Origin of the sequence: Streptomyces sp. 5-10, assembly GCF_014712245.1 — a bacterium.
Classification (GTDB): Bacteria; Actinomycetota; Actinomycetes; order Streptomycetales; family Streptomycetaceae; genus Streptomyces; species Streptomyces violaceusniger.
Map to the genome: position 1 here is coordinate 1 of NZ_JACVYG010000040.1, position 15,893 is coordinate 15,893.

Below are 15,893 nucleotides of genomic sequence, written 5' to 3' on the forward strand. Positions count from 1 at the left end.
CCTGTGGGAGAGTAGGACGCCGCCGAACAATTTTTAGCCTCGGTCCCGAGTACTTAGTGCTCGGGACCGAGGCATTTTTGCGTTCAGCTCCCCTATCCCGTCCCATGACGCGGGCCTTGCCGACGAGGGCGCGTTCGGGGAGGGCGCGTTCGGGGACGGCTGACCGGAAGAGAGCCGGCGGAGTGTGGCGTGCCGTCAGTGCGACTCCTGGCCCACCAGGGAGCGGTGCGGCCAGCGGGCTCGGGCCTGCTCCTGGGAGCGCATCAGGGCCAGGGTGGGCAGCCCCTGGTCCGCGCCCTGGGCGAGGAGGTCGGGGAGTGCCGGGAGCGGGGCCACGGCGGCGACGTCGTCCAGGACGAGGGTCAGTGGTGGGTCGAGCCGACCGGAGGATGACCGTTCGGCCATGCGCCGGCCGTGCTCGACCACGTGTGAGGCGAGTGCGGTCAACAGGGGCATCGCACCCGGCTGGGTTCGGGGGTCCTCGATGGATTCACCCATCAGATAGAGCGTTCCCCCTTCGGCGGCGAATGACTCCAGTGCGAGCGTGTCGGCGCGTCCCGGATTGCAGGCGTCCCGGATGTGGATCGAGGAGAGCGCGCCGAGGGCACGGGCGGTCAGTTCCTGGGCCATGTCGCGGCGTTCGCGGTGGGCGGTGAGGGTGGCCTCCAACTCGCCGGCCGCGCCGCCCGCCGCCTTGGGATGCGTACGGAGGATCTTTACGGGCTCGTGGGCCGCGCTGCCCTGCGCCCAGCGGTGCACATGGCGGAATGGTCGGCCGTCCACCGCGGCTGCGTGCAGCCAGCACCGCAGCATCGTCTCCGCGGCCTCCGCCAGGGGCCGGTCCATGGCGTGCATGGGCCGTACGGGGGCGAGGAGGGCGGTGGCGCGGGCGGCCGCGATATCGCGGGAGCCGCAGTCCGCCGCCGGGTTCCAGCGCAGCCGGGCGGGGGTGTCGAGCAGATGGGACGGGTCGAAGACGTGGGTGGGGCCGAGCTTGGCGCGGGCGTCCTTGGTCGTGGCCCAGAGCTTGGGATCGCTGGTGACGACGAGGACGGGGCCGACGGCCTCCAGGACGGTGTGGGCCGCGGACTCCCCGCGCTGGGCGCCGAAGAGGACGCGGGACCGGACCAGCTCCCCGTCGGGGAGGGCGGCCGACGTCAGCGGGCCGGTGCGGGGGGTGGGGAGCGCCTGTGGTGCGGATGTCGGGTCGAGCGGGGCGTACAGGTCATCCTGGGCCGGGGGAGTGGTCGCGCTCCCGGTGGGGGCGTCCTGGGCGCCGGCTCTCTGCTCGGTGATGTGGGGATGCGGCTCGGGTCCCGTCCCGGCGGACGCTTGGGCGGCGACGGTTTCGGTCGGGGGGCGGTGACCGGTGACGGGCGCGATGACGCCGTCGCCGGGGACCGCCTCGGCCGGGCCCGGCGCGGGGAGCCCGCTGGGGCGGCCTGGAGCCGCGGCACCGGGCGAACCCTCAGAAGGTCCGGCGGAGGCGGCTCCTGGGGCCGCTGAGGCGCTTCCAGGGCCGGGGGCGGGCGGGGGCGGCGCCTCGACGCCCGGGGAGGCCTCCACACCCGTACCGTTGCCAGTCGCGGGCTCGGTCCTCGTGCCCGTAAGGCCGAGCCGCTTCGCCTCCGCCGCCTTCGCGTGGGCGGTCGCGCGGGCGACGCGGCGCTGGGCGCGGACCGCTCGGTAGCGGGCCAGTGTGCCCATCACGAAGATCGCCAGGACGATCAGCACCATCAGCTCACTGATGAAGATGCCCCAGAACAGCCCGTATCCCGACAGCTGGTCCTTCGGGGTGTCGGGCCAGGCCGCCGCCAGGTCCTGGGGCTCCTGCAACAGATGGCGCAGCGCCACCGGTGCGCGCATGAAGGTCAGGTTGTCCGGCCAGGCGCCGCGGGCGAAGAGCCCGGCCAGCCCGGTCGCCGACCACATCAGGCCGAGTGTGCCCAGCAGGAGGGCGATGGCGCCGACCAGCAGCCCGTCCGGAATGCCGCGTTCCGCGGACGGAGGTCTTCCGTGCTCCGCGGGCCCGCCGTGATTCTGTCCCGCCGCCATCTCACGCCACCGTGGATCCGTACGACGGCCCGCCGTAGGTGTCCGCCTCCGCCGCCTCGACCGCCGCGGCGGCGCGCTCCTCGGCCTCCGCCTCGGCCGCCATCTGTACGGCCAGCGCGTCCTCCGTCATCGCGCGGTCGGTGTAGACGAGGGGCCGCTCGGCCTCGGTGATCAGGTGTTTGACGACCTGTACGTTGCCGTTGACGTCCCATACCGCGATGCCGGGGGACAGCGTGGGGATGATCTCGACGGCCCAGCGGGGCAGGCCCAGGACGCGGCCGGTGGCCCGCGCCTCGTCCGCCTTCTGGGCGTAGATCGTCCGGGTGGAGGCCATCTTGAGGATGGCCGCGGCTTCCCGGGCCGCCGCGCCGTCGACCACGTCGGAGAGGTGGTGGACGACGGCCACGAACGACAGGCCGAGCCGCCGCCCGAACTTCAGCAGCCGCTGGAAGAGCTGGGCGACGAAGGGCGAGTTGATGATGTGCCACGCCTCCTCGACCAGGAAGATGCGCTTCTTACGGTCGGGACGGATCCAGGTGTGCTCCAGCCAGACGCCCACGATGGCCATCAGGATCGGCATCGCGATCGAGTTGCGATCGATATGGGACAGGTCGAAGACGATCAGGGGTGAGTCCAGATCGATTCCGGCCGTGGTGGGGCCGTCGAACATACCGCGCAGATCACCGTCGACCAGCCGGTCCAGCACCAGGGCGACATCGAGGCCCCAGGCCCGTACGTCGTCTATATCGACGTTCATCGCCGCCGCCGACTCCTCCTCGGGGTGGCGCAGCTGCTCCACGATGTCGGTCAGCACCGGCTGGCGGTCGACGACGGTCTCGTTGACGTAGGCGTGCGCGACCTTCAGGGCGAACCCGGAGCGCTCGTCGAGCCCGTGCCCCATCGCGACCTCGATGATCGTGCGGAGCAGGGCGAGCTGACCGGTCGTGGTGATCGCCGGGTCCAGGGGGTTCAGGCGGATACCGCCGTCCAGGGCCGCCATGGGGTCGAGCCGGATGGGCGTTATCCCCAGCTCCTGGGCGATGAGGTTCCATTCGCCGACGCCGTCCTCGCCCTGGGCGTCCAGCACCACCACCTGGCGGTCGCGGAACCGCAGTTGGCGCAGGACATAGGTCTTCTCCAGGGCCGACTTGCCGTTACCGGACTCGCCGAGCACCAGCCAGTGGGGGGCCGGCAGCTGTTGGCCGTAGAGCTGGAAGGGGTCGTAGATATAGCCCTTGCCGGAGTAGACCTCACGGCCGATGACCACGCCGGAGTCGCCGAGGCCGGGTGCCGCGGTGGGCAGGTAGACCGCCTGGGCCTGGCCGGTGGAGGTGCGTACGGGCAGCCGAGTCGTCTCCACCTTTCCGAAGAGAAAGCTGGTGAACGCATCGGTGATGGCGCTCATCGGATCAGCCACGGCGGAGCCCCTATCGTCCCTGTCGTCCCAGTCGTGTCTATCAGCTCTATGGCTGTATCGGCTCTGTCTGCGCTAGCGGCGGATGCCGGTCGCGAACGGCAGTGTGTTCACGAAGGCCCGGTGGTGCTCGCGGTCGCACCACTCCAGCTTGAGGTAGCTCTTCCCCGCCGAGGCGCGGATGGTCCGCTTGTCGCGCGCGAGGGCCTCCGGCGACCGGGAGGACACGGTGATGTAGCCGACGAGGTTGACGCCCGCGGCGCCGCTGGCGAGGTCCTCACCGCGCTGGTCGAGCCGGCCGTGGGCGGCGATGTCGCGCGGGTCCACGGTGCGGTTCATCTTCGCGGCGCGGCTGGCCTCGGCCTCGTCGTTGGTCTTCTCGGTGAGCATCCGCTCGATGGCGACCTCGGTGGGCTCGAGGTCCATACAGACGGCGACCGTACGGATGACATCGGGGGTGTGGACGAGCAGCGGGGCGAGGAAGTTGACCCCGACGGGCGTCATGGGCCACTCCTTCACCCAGGCCGTGGAGTGGCACCAGGGCTCGCGGGTGCTGGACTCCCGGGTCTTGGCCTGGAGGTAGGTGGGCTCCATGGCGTCCAGCTCGGCGGGCCAGGCGTTCCGCTTGGTCATGGCCTGGATGTGGTCGATGGGGTGGTCCGGGTCGTACATGGAGTGGATGAGCGAGGCCAGCCGCCCCTGCCCCAGGGGCTGGCGGACCCGGATGTCGGCCTCGGCGAGCCGGGCGCAGATGTCGGTCAGCTCACGGGCCATCACCACGGCGAGGCCCGCGTCCTTGTCGAGCCGCCGGCCGCCGCCGCTGTGGCGGGCGGCGCGCGCGATGGCCTGGGCCTCGGCGGCCAGGTCGCGGGTGTAGTGCATACAGGCGACGAGATAGGCGCGGTGCTGCTCGGAGGAGGTGGAGACCATGGACTGCAGCTGGTCGTAGGAGTCCTTGAGCCAGTCGGGGGCCTGGTCGTCGCCGCGCCGCTCGACGTCCTTGGCGTGGGCGTCGGGGTCGGCGGGGAGGGTGCGGGCCAGCATCTGGAGCCGGGTCACGAAGCCGTCGCCGTTGGCCACATGCTTGAGCAGGGTGCCGAACCGGTCGACGAGGGCCTCCTGGTCCTCGCTGTCGCGCAGTCCGACACCGGGGCCCTCGATCTCGATGGCGGCGGTGACGGTGCGGCGGTCGGCGTGCAGGAGCACGGCGATCTCGTCGGGGCCGAAGGGGGCGGCCAGCCAGTTGATCCGGCCGATGCCGGGGGGTGGGCCGACCTCGATCTCGCGGCCGTCCAGGCGGGTGCCGGCCTCGGCGGCGCCGGAGCGGTAGGTCGTGGTGCCCTTACGGACGTTGCGCTTGTAGGAGCGGTTGATCTCGAACCAGCGGTAGAACGTCCGCCCGTTGTACGGGACGTACACGGCGGCGAGGGCGAGGGTGGGGAAGCCGACCAGGGCGGTGATGCGGAACATCAGCACCGGTACCAGTAGCCCGCACATCATCCCGAGGAAAGCCCCCGCGATGATCAGCGCGATCTCGCCGGTCTCGCGGTTCTTACCGACGATCGCGTTCGGGCGGGGACGCCCGATCAGATATGTGCGACGGGGCGCGATGGGGTGCGACTGGGCGTCGATCGTCACCGCCGGTCACCTCCCGAGTTGTTGCCGGAGCTGCGGTTTGTGGCGGAGCCGCCACCGGAGCCACCGGTGTGGCCGGTGCGGCTGGCGGGCGCGGGGGAGGCGCCCCCGCCGCCTCCGCCGCTGGTGCGGGTGGAGTGGGCCGCCACACCGCCGGAGACGGGGTTGGCGGGCTTGGCCTGCCCCGGGGCGGCGCCGCCCCCGCCGGCCTCGCCTCCACCGCGGGCGCTGTGGGTGTTGATGCCCTGCTTCACCAGGGCGGCGGGGGAACTGATGACGGCGGCGGCCTGGCGGGACGCGGGGTCGGCGCTGGCACTGCGGGCCTTGACGATCTCGTCGCCGAAGCCGGGCACGAAGCGGTAGATCATCGCGCTGGCGAAGATGGCGAGGATGATGATGGACAGGCCGGAGACGACGGCCGAGAAGGCGTCGGGCTTGTCGCCGTTGGTGGAGAGCGCGCCGGCGAGGGCCAGGACGGTGATGATCACCGGCTTGACGAGGATCACGGCGATCATGATCCCCGCCCAGCGGCGCACATGCCCCCACATGTTCTTGTCGACGAGGCCCGCGTAGACGGCGGTGCCGAGCAGCGCGCCCACGTAGAGGAGGGCGGCGCGGATGACGAGCTCGAGGCAGAGCACGCCGGCGGCGAGGATCGTCACGAGCGAGACGACGATGAGCATGATGGGGCCGCCGCCGATGTCCTCGTCCCGCTTGAGCGCTTGGGCGAAGGAGCCGAAGAAGGCGTCGTTGTCCGCACCGGTGCCGGAGGCGATGGCGTCGGTGACGGCGTCGGTCGCGGTGACGACCGTATAGAGGATGAGGGGGGTGAAGGCGGAGGCCAGGACCGTCAGCCAGAGGAAACCTATGGCCTCGGAGAGCGCCTCGCCGAGGGGGACGCCGCGGATGGCGCGCTTGGCGACGGCGAGGAGCCAGAGGATGAGGGTGAGGACGGTGGAGGCGGCGAAGACGACGGCGTACTGGCGGAGGAAGGCCTCGTTGGTGAAGTCGACGTTGGCCGTCTCCTTGACGAGCTTGGAGAGCTTGCCGACGAGCCAGGAGGCGGCGTCGGCGCAGCCGCGGGCGAGGGAGGCGGCGGGGTCGAGGGGGTTGGAGGGGTCGGGGGGGCCGCTGGAGCCGCCACTGCCCCCGCCCTTTTCGCAGTTCTCCCGGACCTGACCGAGGAGGAGGTCGCAGTCGTCCTGCTTGCCACCCGATGGAGTGGGCGTCGGCGAGGGCGCCGCCGCGGCGCGGCTGGCCAGCAGGACGACGGCCGTCTGCACGGAGACCAGGGCTCCGGCGAGGGTGAGAGCGCGCCGGCGGGGGCTAGCGGGCATAGGTGAACCCTCCGTACTGCTCGACTGCCTTGGCGATCTCATCGGCCGTGGACGCGGTGCGGTCGCTGTTGACCGGGGCCGGACCGGCCTTCTGCGAATAGCTCTCGGCCTTCCAGTCGTTGTTCACCCATCGCAGCTTGAGCGTCAGGGTGAACCAGTCGTTCGTGACCGGGTTCTTCGATCCCTCTCCGGCCGTGCCGAACACGCCGGTGCACCAGACCGCGACGGTCGCGCTGGTGCCCGAGAACTTGCCGACCTTGGTGCCCAGAGGGGCGGTGCGCGAGACGTAGGTCATGCCGTCGGCGGCCTTGCCGTTCGCGTCCAGGCCGATTCTCTCCAGGGACGACGCGGAGTAGGCCTTGTCGAGCCTGGTCTGGAGCCGGTTGGCGGCCGCGTCGGTGAAGATCTGAGGGACGAGCTCATGGCGTCGGTCGCGGTTGTACATATCGGCGGACCCCAGCGCCACCGCGTAGTTCGCTGCCGCGCTCTGGGCGCCTTGCTCTGATTTGGCGAAGCCCGAGGCGATGCCGGTCGTGCCGTTCTTGCCGTCGACCGGGCGCTCGCCCGTGGGGGCGGTGGGGTGGGCTTCGGTGCCGGTGCTGCCGGTGTCGCCGGCGCTGGAGTCGCTGTCCTTGCCGTCGCCGCGGTTGACGAAGGCGATGGCGGCGAGGAGGAGGACGACGACGCCGACCACGGTGATCAGGTTGCGGCTGGGCTTGGCGCGGCCGGGGGCTCGGCGGGGTGGACCGTAGGGGTCGCCGTCGCCCTCGGGCAGGCGGGTGCGCGTCAGGTGCCCTCCGGGGGCCGCGCCGCGTCCGCGGCGCGCCTCATGGCCCTCGTAGTCACCGCCGTATCCGTCGTCGCCGCCGAGACTCATCCTGCGTACGCCCCTTCACCCGTGCCGAGCCTGCCGAGCCTGCTGGTATCGCCGATCCCGCCGATTCTGCCGACCGCGTCATCCATCGTCCCTCTTCCGTCACCCGCATACGACGGTAACGGCGAGGACTGACGCTCGGGCGCGCTGGTGTGAGTGGACATCAAGCTGACACGACCTCAGCGTGGTGAGCGGGAGCGGGCATCGGGGAGCAGCCTCGGGTACGGGGTGTGGGGCCGGTAGGGGGAATCGGGAGCGGAGGCTTGCGGCCAGGGGTGTGCGCCCCGCGCGGAGGGGCGGCTCGGGGGGTGGGCGGGGACGCGGCTAGATGGCCATGCCGTACACGATCGTGAAGAGCGTGCCCAGTGATCCGATGATGAACACACCGGTCAGGCCCGCGACGATCAGCCCCTTGCCCTGCTCCGCGCTGAAGGTGTCCCGTAGGGCCGTCGCGCCGATCCGCTGCTTGGCCGCGCCCCAGATGGCGATGCCGAAGCACAGCAGCAGTGCGACCGCCATCACGACCTCGATCATGACGCGGGCCTCGCTGCCCAGGCTGCCGAACGGACCCCAGTCTGGGGCGATTCCGCCGATGATGGTGTTGATGTCGCCCTTTTCGGCCGCTAGGAACATGATGAACTCACCGCCCCTTGTGGGTTGTTGTGTCTCTTCGCCGGCATGGCGTGGGTCAGCTTCTATCTTCGCTGATGAATCCGCTTCCGCATGTCGACTTGGCGGCATTTCTTGGCGGATCTCGTGCGTGTTGTGGGACACGCCCGCCCGGCGGACGTGTGAGGCGTGTCAACGGAGTGTCGTATGGTTACTCTGTGTATCACGCGGGTGGGTGTCGGACAACGATCCGTGAGGGGTTGAGGGGGCTGAGGGGCAGGCGCCTGGGTGAAGGGTCATCAGTGTGCCTCGCGCAGTGCCCCGGCTGCTGCGCTCCGCCCGCTGTGCTCCGCCTGCTGGCCCCGTCCCCTCACTTCCCCGCGGGCTCGTCCGTCTCCGTAAGGTCCGCGAAGTCGTCGAACTCGCCCGCCTTGACGCCCTTGATGAACGCGTCCCACTTGGCCCGGGTCGTGACGACCACGGTCTCCGGGTCGTTGCTCTCGCGCATCAGGATCTGGTCGTCGGGGCCCACGGCCACCTCGAGGTAGGCGGCGCCCTCCTCCAGGTCGGCGGGTGCGGCCCGCTGCCAGTCGAGCTCTTGCCAGTCGAGCCGTGTCATGTGTGGTCCCCAGGGGTCGTGGTGCTCGGACGGCTGGACTCTACGCGTTCCCCGGCCCCGCGAGAGGCGGCCCGGGCGGGGCGGTGAGGCGCGCGGGGCGGGTCGGCGGCGCACAAGGGGGCGCGCGTCGACGGTCGTCGTATGGTTTCGGCTGGGGAGCGGCTGATTTTCGCCGTGCGAGCGGAAACACGTTCGCATGACGGGTGAATGGGGGAGGATGGCCGGGTGCGTAAGGTCTGGCTGGGTGTCAGTGTCGGTATCGGAGTCTCCTTTTCCTTCGTCGCGCTGCTCGTCGTCGGTACCTACATGGTCGCGGCGGACCTCGTCGGCGGTGCCGGCGGTAAGGCCGTCGGGCTGGCCAAGGGCGCCGTTCCCGCCACGTACGAACCGCTCATCCAGCGGTACGGGAACTCCTGTCCGGCCATCAACCCCGCGCTCCTCGCCGCGCAGCTCTACCAGGAGAGCGGCTGGAACGCGAAGGCGCAGAGCCCGGCCAACGCCAAGGGGATAGCGCAGTTCATCCCCGCCACCTGGGCCTCGCACGGGGTCGACGGCAATAAGGACGGCGTCAAGGACATCTGGGACCCGCAGGACGCGATCCCGTCGGCGGCCGCCTATGACTGCTCGCTCGCCAAGTACGTCAAGGATGTGCCGGGCAATCAGACGCACAACATGCTGGCCTCGTACAACGCGGGCGCCTATGCCGTGATCAAGTACGGCGGGGTGCCGCCTTACCGCGAGACCCAGAACTATGTGAAGACCATCACCACCCTTGCCAAGAGCTTCGAGGCGCCGATCCAGAAGGTCCAGCCCTCCCAGCAGTCGGCCGGGGCGATCTACTTCGCGCAGAAGCAGCTCGGCAAGCCCTATCTCTGGGGCGGGAACGGCACGCCGGAGGAGGGCGGGCGGTTCGACTGCTCGGGGCTGACGAAGGCGGCGTACAAGACGGTCGGCATCGATCTGCCGCGCGTCGCCAACGATCAGTGGAACGCCGGACCGCATCCCAAGCGGAGCGAGCTGCTCCCCGGTGATCTGGTCTTCTTCGCCTACGATCTCGACGATCCGAGATCGATCCACCATGTGGGGATCTATGTGGGGGGTGGCTACATGATCAACGCGCCCTACACCGGTGCGGTGATCCGTTTTGACAAGATCGACTCGCCGGACTACATCGGTGCTACGCGGGTGACTCAGGATGGCGCGAAAGCGCTGCCGCGGGCGAACCCCGCGTGAGGATTCCCTCTGAGCTGCGACGATCGGTCACCCTTCGATAACGTCCCGGTGATCGTTGGGTGGAGTACGGAACCCCTGGCGAGAAGAGGGCGTTCCCTGGAGGTGGATCGAGGCGTGGATCAGCGTGGGTCGACGGCGGATTCTCCGGCGCCGGTCGCGTTGCCACGGCTCGCAAGGCATGACGGGGGTCGGCAGCTGCACGTAGTGACAGGCAAGAGATAAGGGGCCACGGCATATGGCTGGACTCGCACTGGACGGGTCGAACCCCGATGTCAGCCTTCTCTACGACATCAACGGGCTGGCGAAGGACGCCCCGCACTGGTTCGACCGCGTCATGGAGTTCGTCGGCGAGTACGGGATCATCATCGGGCTCGCCATGGTGACCCTGGCCGCCTGGTGGAGCGTCCGGAAGCGGCCCCAGGAGGCGCCGTCCGCCGTCGCCGGGCTGGTGTGGGCCCCGCTGGCCGCCGGGCTGGCGCTGATCGCCAACATCCCCATCCGCGGCTTCGTCGAGCGGCCCAGGCCCTTCAGGGACCATCAGGGGCTCGACGTCCTGGTGGCGGGCAAGACCGACTTCTCGTTCGTCAGCGACCACGCGACGCTGACCATGGCGGTCGCCGTCGGCGTCTTCATGGCCCACCGCGCCTATGGGGCGGCCGCCATAGGGCTCGCGCTGCTGGAAGGGTTCTGCCGCGTCTACATGGGCGTCCACTACCCGACCGATGTGATCGGCGGGTTCGCCCTGGGGATGGCGGTCACGCTGCTGCTGGCGCCGCTCGCGATGATGCTGCTGACCCCGCTGACCACCGCGGTCGCGGGTTCGCGCGTCGGCCGCCTGATACGGGTCGAGCCCGCCGCCGCCGACCACGACGCGGACGAGGCACGCGCGGAGCTCGCCGAGCCCCGCTCGGTGGGCGGCGACCACGGGAACAAGGACCTGGCGGCCTAGCGGCACCCTTACGGACGCCACGAACACGGACGCGACGAACACGGACGCCAACGAACACGGACGCCACGAAGACGGAACGGATGCGACAGAAGGCCCGGCGGCTGCCGGGCCTTCTGTCATCTCCGCGGATCCGCCGCTGCCGACGTCCGACGTCCGACCCGACGTCCGACCCGACGTCCGACCCGACGTCCGACCCGACGTCCGATGTCCGACGTCCCGCGAGTCCCTGGCGCAAGAGCTCACAGGGCCTGCGGGAAGTCGAAGAGCCGGTCCGGGTCGTAACGCTTCTTCACCCGCGTCAGCTTGTCGGCGGCCGAGCCGTAGTAGGCCGAGCGCCAGTCCTTCAGCGACGCGTCCGTGTAGTTCTGGTACGCCGCCCCGGAGGCGTAGCGCCGCATCGCCTTGTGGGCGCCGTCCAGCCAGGCGTTGCCCGCGGTGCCCGAGCCGCCCGCCGCCCAGGACGCGGTGTACTGGGCGAGGAACCGCGAGCGGCGGTGGACGAAGGAGGTGGCCGTGGGCGAGACCCGGTTGACCGCCCCGCCGAGCGCGGTGAGCGCGATGCTGACCGCGCCCCCGCCGCCGGTGCGCCGCCCGTAGCGCTCGAGCTGGTCCAGCATCGCCCGGACGCCCGCCTGGCTCAGCGAGCGGTCGAAGAAGTCCGAGCGCGCCGCGTAGGTCTCGCGGTTCAGCACCCCGGAGGTGCTGCGGCCGGGCTTGTCGCCGGGCAGATGGCAGTTGGCCGTGGAGGTGTCGCCGCAGCCCGCGTACATCCGCATGGCGTCGACGTAGCCGCGGCGGCGCAGGCTGACCCGCGAGGCGGGGCCGGGGCCACCCGGTCCGTCGGCGAGCTTGTCCACCGCGTTCTGCAGCGCGCCGTAGGTGCCGAGCGAGAAGCAGCTGACGGAGACGGTGGGGGTGCCTCCGGGGGCGGCCGACAGATGCAGCGCCGACCAGATCTCGTCCGGCTGGTCCGGGCCCCACTTCTGCCAGGCGCTCAGCACCTTCGCGGCCTTGGACCATGGCCATGACATGTAACAGGTCACGCCGTCGGCCGCGTCATGCGTACGGAAGCGGAGTTCGGTGACGACGCCGAAGTTGCCGTTGCCCGCACCGCGCAGCGCCCAGAACAGCTCGGCCTCGCGGCTCTTGGAGACCTCCAGGGCCTTGCCGTCCGCGGTGACGATGGTGGCGCCCGTAAGGCTGTCGGCGGTCAGCCCGTACGCCCGGGAGACCACGCCGTGGCCGCCGCCGAGGGTCAGCCCCGAGATGCCGACGCTCGGGCAGGAGCCGCCGGGGACGGTGACCCCGCGCGCGCCCAGTGTGGTGTAGACGTCGATGAGCTTGGCCCCGGCGCCGATCCGCGCCTCGCCGGAGGTCGTACGGATCGCCGAGAGCGCGGAGACGTCGATGACGAGGCGGCCGTCGCCGCTCGACCAGCCGGCGTAGGAGTGACCGCCGTTACGGATCGCGACGGGGGCGCCGTGGCGCCGGGCGAAGTCCAGGCAGGCGGAGATGTCCGAGGTGTTCTCTATATAGGCGACGGCGGCCGGGCGTAGATGGTCGAAGCGGGTGTTGTAGAGCCGGCTGGCGGAGGTGTAGTCCGAGTCTGCGGGGCGCACCAGGTCGCCCTGGAGGTCCTTGCCGAGCGCGCTCCAGTCCGCGGACTTCGGCTTGCCGTCGACGGCGGGCCGACTGCCGCTCGCCGAGGCCGAACGGGCGTCCGACGTCGAGGAGGAGCCGGCCGGGCTCGTGTCACCGCCGGCCTTCCCCGCGTCATCGTCGCACGCGGTGACCGCCGTGGCGGTGGCCGCCAGCCCCGTGCCCGCTGCCAGCAGTGTCCGCCGGTTCATGGCGGTGTCCCCTCCCTGTCGACGCTGCTCCCAACCGTCGACCGGGCCACCGCGAAGCCGGCCCGGTCCCTTGGTCAGAGGGGTGGGCCCGGGGGTGTGGTTCCGCTCGTGGCCGAAGAGTTGTCGGGGTACGGACAACCCGCGCCAATCGGACGAGTCCGATCCGAACTAATCGGACGAGTCCGATGAATCGCCTGTGTCGGACGGCGTATGACGGGCCGTCGTGTGGTTCGCCGCGTCATCGCGGGCGAGGGCTCTGGCGCGACGGGCCGGACCGGACCAGCCGCAGGTGCAGCGGGCGATGGAGAAGGAGCCCCGCTCCACGGTGGTGGTGCGGTTCTGGCCGGGGCCTATGTCGCCTGAGTCGAGCACATGACCACGCTACCGGGCCGTGACGAGCCACCGGTGTGAATCGTTAAACGAACAAGTACCAAGCGGGACGAGCGTGGCCAGGGGGTCGGCGGTCGATGGTGTTCCAGCAGCGCGGGCTCGGCGTACGGAGACGGGTGAGAGCGGTCGCCGGAGCCCTGTCGGGCGGCCTGCTGGCCGTGTCGCTGGCGACCGTGAGCGGCTGCTCCACCGAGACGGCGGCCGATGAACGCCCAGGCGGCACCGCGCGCGAGAGCGCGGTCACGGTGCTGCACCGGGCCGCGGATGTGCTGGTCAAGTCGGGCAGCTCACGGGTCCGTACGACCATGGAGACGGCGACGGGCGGCACCCGCGTGTCCATCCGGGGCGCCGGCGCGTACGACTTCGAGAAGCGGCTGGGACGGCTGCGGCTGCTGCTGCCGAGGGACGCGATGGGGGCCGCCGAGCATGCGCCGATCACCGAACTCCTGGCCTCCGGGGCGCTTTTCATGCGCAACCGCGGCGCGGGCATTCCCCGCGACAAATGGGTGCGGGTGGATACGACGGACATTCCCGACGGCAATCTGGTCACCGGCGGGGCCACGGATCCGCTGACCGCCGCCGAGCTGCTGCGCGGGGCGCGGGAGGCCAGCCTGGTCGGGGAGGAGGGACTCGGCGGGGACCTGGTGCGCCACTACCGCGGCACCACCGACATCGGCCGGGCGGCGCGGGCCGCCTCGGAGGGCGCGCGGGGATCGCTGGCGGCCGCGGCCAGGGGGTTCGACGAGGGCACGGTGCGTTTCGACGCGTATCTCGACGGACTCGGCCGGCTGCGCGAGGTGCGCCACCGGTTCACGGTGACCAGCCGGGCCGACGGCCAGGAGGCGGCGGAGCGCCCGGACGCCGCCGGGCGGCACCGCGGCGAACTGGGGGTCGCCTCCACCACGGAGCTGTACGACTTCGGGGCCCCGGCCGAGGTTGAGCTCCCCAAGCCCACGGATATCTACACAGGAAAGGTCGGATCACCTCAGAAGTAGTCGGAGGGGCCCGCTTTGCCCTTCGAAATGGCCCATCCGTGCCATGCGCGGAGTGTGTACCGATCCCTACGCTGGGAAGCCGCTGCTCGAAAGTGCTCGCAGGTGCTCGCTGGAGGAGGTGAAACACGTGGTTGCGCGTCGCGGCTCGTCGGGCCCGGACCCCGTGGCCCTCGTCGAAATCGATCTCTACGGTGACTTGATGATCGCTGCGTCGAGCGCGGACGAGGACAGGCTCAGTACGGACCGTATCGACGAGGTGCTCCGGGTGCGGGCCGACCGATCAGATTCGGCCGAGGGGCCCACGGGCGCCAAGGGAAACGGAAAGGGCGCCGAGGACAGGAAGCGCTCGGAGAAGGCGAAGCGCCCGGAGGAGGCGAAGCGTCCGGGGAAGGCGAAGGCCGCCGAGGAGGCGAAGGCCGCCTCGGAGGCCGATGCCGGGAGCCCGGACGCCCCGTAGCGGACGCCGCCCCGGCAACGCGTCGATGCCGTCGTCTCGCCGGCGGGCGCCCAGCGGCCCCGTCCGGCGAGAGGCGAGCGGACGGTCATGTCCACGCCCGGAGGAACGGACCCGTACCGGCACCGACCCGGCAACGGCCTGTACCGGCCGGAGGTGTCCCGTGCTCGTGGTGCCCCGAAAGCGGCCCGTACCGGCGCTGACCCGAGGACGGGCCGTACGGCCGCCCACCCGGCAACGGCCCGTCCCCGCGCTCAGGTCCGCAGCAGCCGGGCGATGGCCGCCGTGGCCTCGGCCACCTTGGCGTCGACTTCTCCCGTGCCCTCCGCCTCGCCCTGGGCGGCGCTCTCCACGGCCGCGCTGGCGACACAGTGGCGCAGATGCTCCTCGAGCAGCTGCAGGGCGAAGGACTGGAGCGCCTTGGTGCTCGCCGAGACCTGGGTGAGTATGTCGATGCAGTAGACGTCTTCCTCGACCATCCGCTGCAATCCCCTGATCTGGCCCTCGATCCGGCGCAGCCGCTTCAGGTGCTGATCCTTTTGTTTGGCGTATCCATGCCCACCCTGGGGTACGGAGTCCTGGGCGGAGGTGTGCCCGGACGCCTGGCCCCGCTCGTCGCCGTCGGTGGGCGCGGTGGCGTCGGCCGCCGTGGTCGTCATGGCTTCCTCCCGTTGGTTGCGCTATGTCCGCATATACCCCCAGTGGGTATATGGTACCGCCTTTTCCGGTCGAACCGGGCCCCCGTGCTGAGCACTCCGCCCCATGGGCGACACTGGGAACGCCGGTTACCGTGGCCGGAAGATGCGCCTAGCATCGTCGAGTCCCCATCCGCTGCATTCCGAGGATCCCCAGTGCGCTTTCGTCTGACCCCCAGGGAGACGAGCTTTTACGACATGTTCGCCGCGTCCGCGGACAACATCGTGACCGGCTCCAAGCTCCTGATGGAACTGCTCGGGGCGGACTCCTCCGCTCGTGCCGAGATCTCGGAGCGGATGAGGGCCGCGGAGCACGCGGGGGACGACGCCACGCACGCGATCTTCCACCAGCTGAACTCCTCCTTCATCACACCGTTCGACCGCGAGGACATCTACTCCCTGGCCTCGTCCCTCGACGACATCATGGACTTCATGGAGGAGGCCGTCGACCTGGTCGTCCTCTACCAGGTCGAAGAGCTGCCCAAGGGCGTCGAGCAGCAGATCGAGGTGCTGGCGCGGGCGGCCGAGCTGACCGCCGAGGCGATGCCGAATCTGCGCACCATGACCAACCTCACGGAGTACTGGATCGAGGTCAACCGGCTGGAGAACCAGGCGGACCAGATCCACCGCAAGCTCCTGGCCCACCTCTTCAACGGTAAGTACGACGCCATCGAGGTGCTCAAGCTCAAGCAGATCGTCGATGTGCTGGAGGAGGCGGCGGACGCCTTCGAGCATGTGGCCAACACGGTCGAGACCATCGCCGTCAAGGAGTCCTGAGCCCGGG

The 15,893-nt window shown here is 70.6% G+C and carries 15 protein-coding genes; 5 read left to right on the top strand and 10 right to left on the bottom strand.

Going from position 1 to position 15,893, the window contains the following annotated elements; genetic code table 11:
- Positions 1 to 195 precede the first annotated feature (195 nt).
- The 7 genes from IEJ02_RS33515 to IEJ02_RS33545 form a co-directional block, all read right to left on the bottom strand.
- Positions 196 to 2,055 (bottom strand): type IV secretory system conjugative DNA transfer family protein, encoded by a 1,860-nt coding sequence (locus IEJ02_RS33515; RefSeq protein ID WP_191068281.1) that lies wholly within the window; start codon positions 2,053 to 2,055, stop codon positions 196 to 198.
- A gap of 1 nt (position 2,056) precedes the next feature.
- Positions 2,057 to 3,460: an ATP-binding protein gene (locus tag IEJ02_RS33520; protein WP_223864918.1), complete on the bottom strand. Its 1,404-nt coding sequence runs from the start codon at positions 3,458 to 3,460 to the stop codon at positions 2,057 to 2,059.
- Positions 3,461 to 3,544: 84 nt separating this feature from the next.
- Positions 3,545 to 5,101, bottom strand: a complete 1,557-nt coding sequence (locus IEJ02_RS33525; RefSeq protein WP_137980854.1) for an SCO6880 family protein — start codon at positions 5,099 to 5,101, stop codon at positions 3,545 to 3,547.
- Between the two features lie 2 nt (positions 5,102 to 5,103).
- Positions 5,104 to 6,441, bottom strand: a complete 1,338-nt coding sequence (locus IEJ02_RS33530; protein ID WP_191068282.1) for a hypothetical protein — start codon at positions 6,439 to 6,441, stop codon at positions 5,104 to 5,106.
- The gene (locus tag IEJ02_RS33535) at positions 6,431 to 7,318 is read right to left on the bottom strand and encodes a DUF8175 domain-containg protein (protein WP_191068283.1); all 888 of its coding nucleotides are present in this window, start codon (positions 7,316 to 7,318) and stop codon (positions 6,431 to 6,433) included. The genes IEJ02_RS33530 and IEJ02_RS33535 overlap by 11 nt, the downstream gene beginning before the upstream one ends.
- A gap of 321 nt (positions 7,319 to 7,639) precedes the next feature.
- The gene (locus tag IEJ02_RS33540) at positions 7,640 to 7,948 is read right to left on the bottom strand and encodes a DUF8827 family protein (protein ID WP_009716148.1); all 309 of its coding nucleotides are present in this window, start codon (positions 7,946 to 7,948) and stop codon (positions 7,640 to 7,642) included.
- 346 nt (positions 7,949 to 8,294) lie between these two features.
- Entirely contained in the window at positions 8,295 to 8,543 is a 249-nt protein-coding gene (locus tag IEJ02_RS33545) for a DUF397 domain-containing protein (protein WP_191068284.1), read from the bottom strand.
- A 225-nt stretch (positions 8,544 to 8,768) separates the two neighbouring features.
- On the opposite strand from IEJ02_RS33545, the gene IEJ02_RS33550 reads away from it, so the two are divergent.
- Positions 8,769 to 9,776, top strand: a complete 1,008-nt coding sequence (locus tag IEJ02_RS33550; RefSeq protein WP_275561454.1) for a C40 family peptidase — start codon at positions 8,769 to 8,771, stop codon at positions 9,774 to 9,776.
- A gap of 235 nt (positions 9,777 to 10,011) precedes the next feature.
- On the top strand, positions 10,012 to 10,725 hold the full coding sequence (locus tag IEJ02_RS33555; protein WP_191068286.1) for a phosphatase PAP2 family protein: 714 nt from the start codon (positions 10,012 to 10,014) through the stop codon (positions 10,723 to 10,725).
- Positions 10,726 to 10,964: 239 nt separating this feature from the next.
- Here IEJ02_RS33555 and IEJ02_RS33560 read toward each other — a convergent pair whose 3' ends face one another.
- Both IEJ02_RS33560 and IEJ02_RS33565 read right to left on the bottom strand, forming a co-directional pair.
- Positions 10,965 to 12,575 carry an FAD-binding oxidoreductase gene (locus IEJ02_RS33560; protein ID WP_191068287.1) on the bottom strand — a complete coding sequence of 537 codons (1,611 nt, stop codon included), beginning with the start codon at positions 12,573 to 12,575 and terminating at the stop codon, positions 10,965 to 10,967.
- Between the two features lie 168 nt (positions 12,576 to 12,743).
- Positions 12,744 to 12,947 carry a hypothetical protein gene (locus IEJ02_RS33565; protein ID WP_137978896.1) on the bottom strand — a complete coding sequence of 68 codons (204 nt, stop codon included), beginning with the start codon at positions 12,945 to 12,947 and terminating at the stop codon, positions 12,744 to 12,746.
- Positions 12,948 to 13,042: 95 nt separating this feature from the next.
- Between IEJ02_RS33565 and IEJ02_RS33570 the strand changes: the two genes are divergently transcribed.
- Positions 13,043 to 13,960 (top strand): hypothetical protein, encoded by a 918-nt coding sequence (locus tag IEJ02_RS33570; RefSeq protein WP_191068288.1) that lies wholly within the window; start codon positions 13,043 to 13,045, stop codon positions 13,958 to 13,960.
- Between the two features lie 199 nt (positions 13,961 to 14,159).
- Entirely contained in the window at positions 14,160 to 14,417 is a 258-nt protein-coding gene (locus tag IEJ02_RS33575; RefSeq protein WP_191068357.1) for a hypothetical protein, read from the top strand.
- 251 nt (positions 14,418 to 14,668) lie between these two features.
- Here IEJ02_RS33575 and IEJ02_RS33580 read toward each other — a convergent pair whose 3' ends face one another.
- Positions 14,669 to 15,073: a metal-sensitive transcriptional regulator gene (locus tag IEJ02_RS33580; protein ID WP_191068289.1), complete on the bottom strand. Its 405-nt coding sequence runs from the start codon at positions 15,071 to 15,073 to the stop codon at positions 14,669 to 14,671.
- A gap of 192 nt (positions 15,074 to 15,265) precedes the next feature.
- Between IEJ02_RS33580 and IEJ02_RS33585 the strand changes: the two genes are divergently transcribed.
- Positions 15,266 to 15,886 (top strand): DUF47 domain-containing protein, encoded by a 621-nt coding sequence (locus IEJ02_RS33585; RefSeq protein WP_191068290.1) that lies wholly within the window; start codon positions 15,266 to 15,268, stop codon positions 15,884 to 15,886.
- The last annotated feature ends 7 nt before the right edge of the window (positions 15,887 to 15,893 follow it).

Coding starts and splice junctions, on each gene's coding strand:
- IEJ02_RS33515 (WP_191068281.1), bottom strand. CDS start 2,055: ATGGCGGCGGGACAGAATCACGGCGGGCCCGCGGAGCACGGAAGACCT.
- IEJ02_RS33520 (WP_223864918.1), bottom strand. CDS start 3,460: ATGAGCGCCATCACCGATGCGTTCACCAGCTTTCTCTTCGGAAAGGTG.
- IEJ02_RS33530 (WP_191068282.1), bottom strand. CDS start 6,441: ATGCCCGCTAGCCCCCGCCGGCGCGCTCTCACCCTCGCCGGAGCCCTG.
- IEJ02_RS33535 (WP_191068283.1), bottom strand. CDS start 7,318: ATGAGTCTCGGCGGCGACGACGGATACGGCGGTGACTACGAGGGCCAT.
- IEJ02_RS33540 (WP_009716148.1), bottom strand. CDS start 7,948: ATGTTCCTAGCGGCCGAAAAGGGCGACATCAACACCATCATCGGCGGA.
- IEJ02_RS33545 (WP_191068284.1), bottom strand. CDS start 8,543: ATGACACGGCTCGACTGGCAAGAGCTCGACTGGCAGCGGGCCGCACCC.
- IEJ02_RS33555 (WP_191068286.1), top strand. CDS start 10,012: ATGGCTGGACTCGCACTGGACGGGTCGAACCCCGATGTCAGCCTTCTC.
- IEJ02_RS33560 (WP_191068287.1), bottom strand. CDS start 12,575: ATGAACCGGCGGACACTGCTGGCAGCGGGCACGGGGCTGGCGGCCACC.
- IEJ02_RS33570 (WP_191068288.1), top strand. CDS start 13,043: ATGGTGTTCCAGCAGCGCGGGCTCGGCGTACGGAGACGGGTGAGAGCG.
- IEJ02_RS33575 (WP_191068357.1), top strand. CDS start 14,160: ATGATCGCTGCGTCGAGCGCGGACGAGGACAGGCTCAGTACGGACCGT.
- IEJ02_RS33580 (WP_191068289.1), bottom strand. CDS start 15,073: ATGACGACCACGGCGGCCGACGCCACCGCGCCCACCGACGGCGACGAG.